Genomic DNA, 4,643 nt, shown 5'->3' with positions numbered 1-4,643 from the left:
GGACGACGACAAGCCCGACGGCTCCGCCACGGGCCTCGCCCGGCGCGTCGATGCGGCGCTCGACCTGCGCTCGTAGGCGTGGCCCACCCGCAGCAGCGTGCGCTCGTCGAAGGGCCGCCCGAGCAGTTGCAGGCCGATCGGCAGGCCCGCCGCGTCGTGGCCGGCCGGGACGGTCAGGGCGGGCAGGCCGGTGACGTTGGCCGGGGCGCAGAGCCGGACGTAGGCGTCGGCGACGCCCTCGGAGGTGCCGTCCGGCCAGGTGACCGTCTCCTGGCCGGCCCGGACCGCCGTGGTCGGCACCGTCGGGGCGGCGATCACGTCGACCTCCTCCAGGACCCGTGCCCACGCGTCGCGGATCAGCGTCCGGGCGCGCTGGGCGCGCAGGTGGTCGCCCGCGTCGATCAGCTCGCCGGCCTCCAGCAGGACCCGGACATCCGCCTGGTACAGCTCGGGGGCGGTGCGCAGGGTGCGGGCGTGGTAGGCGGAGGCCTCCGGCGCCACCAGGCCCCACAGGGTGGGCAGGAGGTAGCGGGCCAGCGGGACCTCCACCTCGACGGGCCGGGCACCGAGCGCCTCCAGCCGCGCGACGGCGTGGCGGACAGCGGCCGCCACCTCCGGGTCGACGTGGTCGACGTAGTGGTTGACCGGCACGCCGATCCGCACGCCCGTCAGGTCCGGCTCCCGCTCCGGCCGGTAGTCGACGGCGGGGGCGGCCACCGAGGCGGGGTCGCGCGGGTCGTGCCCGGCGAGGGCGGCCAGGACCAGGGCCGCGTCCTCCACGGTGCGGGTGATCGGGCCGACGTGGTCGAGCGACCAGGACAGCGGGGTGACGCCGTGGCGGGGCACCAGCCCGTAGGTCGGCTTGAGGCCGACCACCCCGTTCAGCGCGGCGGGCACCCGGATGGAGCCGCCGGTGTCGGTGCCGAGGGCGAAGGTCGCCGCCCCGGCGGCCACCGCGACGGCGGACCCGCCGCTGGAGCCGCCGGCGACCCGCTCGCGGTCCCAGGCGTTGGCGGTCTGCGGGGTGGTCAGGCCGTAGGCGAACTCGTGGGTGTGGGTCTTGCCGGCCAGGACCGCGCCGGCGGCCCGCAGCCGGGCGGCGACGGTGCTGTCGGCGGCCGCGCGGTGGCCGTCCCGGACCCGGGAGCTCGCGGTGGTGGGCGATCCGGCGACGTCGATCAGGTCCTTGAGCCCGACCGGGACGCCGTGCAGCGGCCCCCGGTACCGGCCCCGGGCGATCTCCCGCTCGGCCTCGCGCGCCGCGTCGCGGGCCTGTTCGGCGGCGACGGCGACGTACGCGCCGAGGTGGGGCTCCACCCGGTCGATGCGGCCGAGGACGGAGTCGACCAGCTCGACGGGGGACAGCCGCCGCTCCCGGATCCGCGCCGAGGCGGCGGCGATGGTCAGTTCATACGGCTGCATCGGGGCGCCCCCCTTCCGCGCGGAAGGCGGCGGCGGGCGGGGTGTCCCCGAGGTCCAGCTCCCGCAGGACGGCGACGACGGACCGGATGTGCTCGGCGGTGGCCGCCACCGCGGCGTGCCGGTCGGCCGGCAGGTCGAGCCCGGCCCGGGCGGCCCGGCGGGCCGCCTCGGGCGGGGTGAGCTCCGCATTGGACATGGATGCGCTCCTGGTCGTGGGCGTGGCGGGGGTGGTGCGAGGCACCACGAGGCATCCCCGCCAAAAGCTAAGGGTTTGCGTTAGTGAGACTGTAGGTTCTATGGTCGCGTTAACGCAAACGAATGGCTTTTGCAGCGGAGGAGCCGCCCCATGCCCAACACCCCTACCCCCTCCTGGACGGTCGGCGACCTCACCGTCCACCGCGTCGACGAAGTCCCGCTGCCGCCCGCCACCGGACCGTGGCTGCTGCCCGACGCCACCCCCGAGCTGGTGGCCGGCCAGGACTGGCTGCGCCCCGACTTCGCCGACGCCGACGGCGTGCTGCGCCTGGACAGCCACAGCTTCGCCGTCGTCGTGGACGGGCTGCGCGTCCTCGTCGACACCGGCATCGGCAACGGCAAGCAGCGGGCCAACCCGGCCTGGCACGACCTGCGCACCGACTACCCCGAGCGCCTGGCCGCCGCCGGCTTCCCGCCGGACTCCGTCGACCTGGTGGTCCTCACCCACCTGCACGCCGACCACGTCGGCTGGAACACCCGGCAGGTGGACGGCGCGTGGGAGCCCACCTTCCTCGGCGCGCGCTACCTCACCACCCGCGCCGAGCGGGAGTTCTGGGCCGGGTACCCCATGGACGAGGCGCGCGCCCAGCTGTTCCGCGACTCGGTGCTCCCGGTCGAGCGGGCCGGCCTGCTGGACCTGGTCGACGTCCCGGCCGAGGGCCTGCGGATCGTCCCCGGCCTGCGCCTGCTCCCCACCCCCGGCCACACCCCGGGGCACGTCGCCGTCGAACTGACCAGCCGGGGCCGGACGGCGCTGATCACCGGCGACTGCCTCCACCACCCGGTGCAGCTCGCCCACCCCGCCATCGGCGCCTGCGTCGACATCGACCCCCGGCGGTCCGCCGCCACCCGCCGGGAACTGCTCGCCTCCCTCGCCGGTACCGACACCCTGCTGCTCGGCACCCACTTCGCCCCGCCCACCGCCGGCCGGGTCCTCGCCGACGGGGAGGCCTACCGGCTGCGGCCCGTGCCCCCGACGGCTGGGGAGAGCGGCCCGCCCGTCGGCGCCGACGGAGCGCGGTGAGTGCGCACCGGACGGGGCCGCCGAGCCGGCGCGCCGTCGGTTCGCCTCCGCTCGACCCCCTGACCGTCAAGTCGGCCCATCCGAGCGCCGGTCCGATCGTCTGATGAACCGTAGGCTCGACGGCACCCGCTTCGCCGAACCGGGATCGGTGCCCGCCCTCCCGGGGGCGGGCGGGACGATTGAGACGGCAGGAGGAGTTGAGGACGCTGGGAGCGTTCGTCGAGCCCTTCGGGCAAGGATGGGTCCACTTCACCGACTTCGCCATCGCCCTGGTCCTGGCCAGCGCGATCGGGCTGGAACGGGAGATCAGACAGAAGGCCGCCGGACTGCGCACCTACACCGTCGTCGGCCTCGGGGCTGCGCTCTTCACCCTGGTGAGCAAGTACGGCTTCAGCGACGTGGTCCAGTCCGGCGTGGTCACCCTGGACCCGTCCAGGATGGCCGCCCAGATCGTCTCCGGGCTGGGCTTCATCGGCGCCGGGGTGATCTTCGTCCAGCGCGGCTCGATCCGGGGGCTGACCACGGCCGCCACCGTCTGGCTGACCGCCGCCATCGGCACGGCGGCGGCCGCCGGACTGCCGCTGCTCGCCACCGCGGCCACCGCCGCCTACTTCTTCGTCGGCTACGTGCTGCGGCCGCTCACCCACCGGCTGCCGAGGCTGCGCACCCGCCCGGTCAGCTGCCACGTCACCTACACCGAGGGCAACGGCCTGCTGCGGCTGCTGCTCGCCCGGATCACCGCCGCGGGGTTCGCCGTGGCCGAACTGGCGACCGTGGACCGGGCCGGGCCGCCCGACGAGGGCGGCGGCGGTGTCGACGAGCGGATCGCGGAGGTGCACCTCACCGTGCACGGCCGGGGGGACCTGTCCGCCCTCACCGCCGAACTGGCCCGCCTCCCGGGCGTCCTGACCTGCGCGGTCAGCCACGCCGAGGACTGAGGCCGGCTCAGTCCGCCGACCCGGCCGGCACCGCCGGCGCCACCGGGGGCGTCCGGACGGCGAGCAGGGCGGTGTCGTCCGTCAACCGGCCGCCGGTGTGCCGGAGGACCTCGGCCGCCACCTCGTCGACCAGGCGCCCGGGGTCGACCGCCCCGGGGACGGCGGCCAGGCGCTCCAGGTGGTCGCGCAGGGCGAAGAAGGCACCCGTCCGGTCGCGGGCCTCGGTCACCCCGTCCGAGACGATCAGGACCGTCTCCTCCGGGCCCAGGCTCAGCCGCCGGACCTCCGGCAGCCCGCCGGCCAGCTGGGCCAGCCCGAGCGGCGCGCCGTTGCCCGGCGGCAGCTGGCGCACCCCCGCGGGGCCGAGGACGTGGGGGCTGTCGTGGCCGAAGTTGACCACCTCCACCTCCCCCGGCGCGTCGGCCGGGAACCAGACGACCACCGCCGTGGCGAACCGCTCCTCCTGCTCCCCCAGCCGCTCCGCCAGCAGGTTCTGCCGGTGCAGCCGCTCCTCCAGCCAGGACGCGACGGTGGCCAGGTCCGCCTCGTGGAAGGCGGCCTCCCGGAAGCAGCCGACCAGGGCCGCCGCCGCGGAGACCGCCGGCAGGCCCTTGCCCTGGACGTCGCCGAGGATGACCCGCGCCCCGAACGGGGTGGCCAGCACGTCGTAGAAGTCGCCGCCCACCCGGGCCTCGACGTCCGCGGCCAGGTAGCGCGCCGCCGAGTCCACCCCGCCCCAGCCCGGCGGCACCGGGCGCAGCACCACCTGCCGGGTGGTCTCGGCCGTGCCCTGGAGGTGGTGCACGTAGGCGGCGGCCCGGGCACGGAAGATGCTGATCGGCACCGAGACGGCGGCCCCCGCGATCACCAGCAGGAAGTCCTCGATCCCCTGGGACTTGCTCCAGATGCCCTGGTAGATCGCGACGTGGTCGTCCTAGGTGCCGATGGTCGAGGCGTTGAACGCCGGCTGGACCCGCACCCGGAGGACGGGCAGCAGCCGGTCC

Annotated in this window: 5 protein-coding genes; 2 read left to right on the top strand and 3 right to left on the bottom strand. The window is 76.0% G+C overall.

All coding sequences use genetic code 11. The annotated features are described in order from the left end of the window. Nucleotides 1–1,422 (bottom strand): amidase (locus ACWDCZ_RS38895; RefSeq protein WP_449818423.1); only part of this gene is annotated, 1,422 nt, incomplete at its 3' end. After that, nucleotides 1,409–1,618, bottom strand: coding sequence for a hypothetical protein (locus tag ACWDCZ_RS38890; RefSeq protein WP_375873122.1), 210 nt, complete (start codon nt 1,616–1,618; stop codon nt 1,409–1,411). The genes ACWDCZ_RS38890 and ACWDCZ_RS38895, both read right to left, overlap by 14 nt. 150 nt (nt 1,619–1,768) lie before the next feature. Between ACWDCZ_RS38890 and ACWDCZ_RS38885 the strand changes: the two genes are divergently transcribed. Further along, nucleotides 1,769–2,701: an MBL fold metallo-hydrolase gene (locus ACWDCZ_RS38885; protein ID WP_449818422.1), complete on the top strand. Its 933-nt coding sequence runs from the start codon at nt 1,769–1,771 to the stop codon at nt 2,699–2,701. 197 nt (nt 2,702–2,898) lie between these two features. Continuing rightward, on the top strand, nt 2,899–3,639 hold the full coding sequence (locus tag ACWDCZ_RS38880; protein WP_449818421.1) for an MgtC/SapB family protein: 741 nt from the start codon (nt 2,899–2,901) through the stop codon (nt 3,637–3,639). 7 nt (nt 3,640–3,646) lie between these two features. Here the strand turns inward: ACWDCZ_RS38880 and ACWDCZ_RS38875 are convergent, their stop codons facing one another. Continuing rightward, a complete protein-coding gene (locus ACWDCZ_RS38875) occupies nt 3,647–4,507 on the bottom strand; it encodes a PP2C family protein-serine/threonine phosphatase (RefSeq protein ID WP_449818420.1) in 861 nt (286 codons plus the stop codon). Between the last annotated feature and the right edge of the window lie 136 nt (nt 4,508–4,643).

Source organism: Kitasatospora sp. NPDC001225 (genome assembly GCF_053597855.1).
Note: the sequence above shows the minus strand (reverse complement) of the source record. Positions and strands in the feature narration are given on the sequence as shown.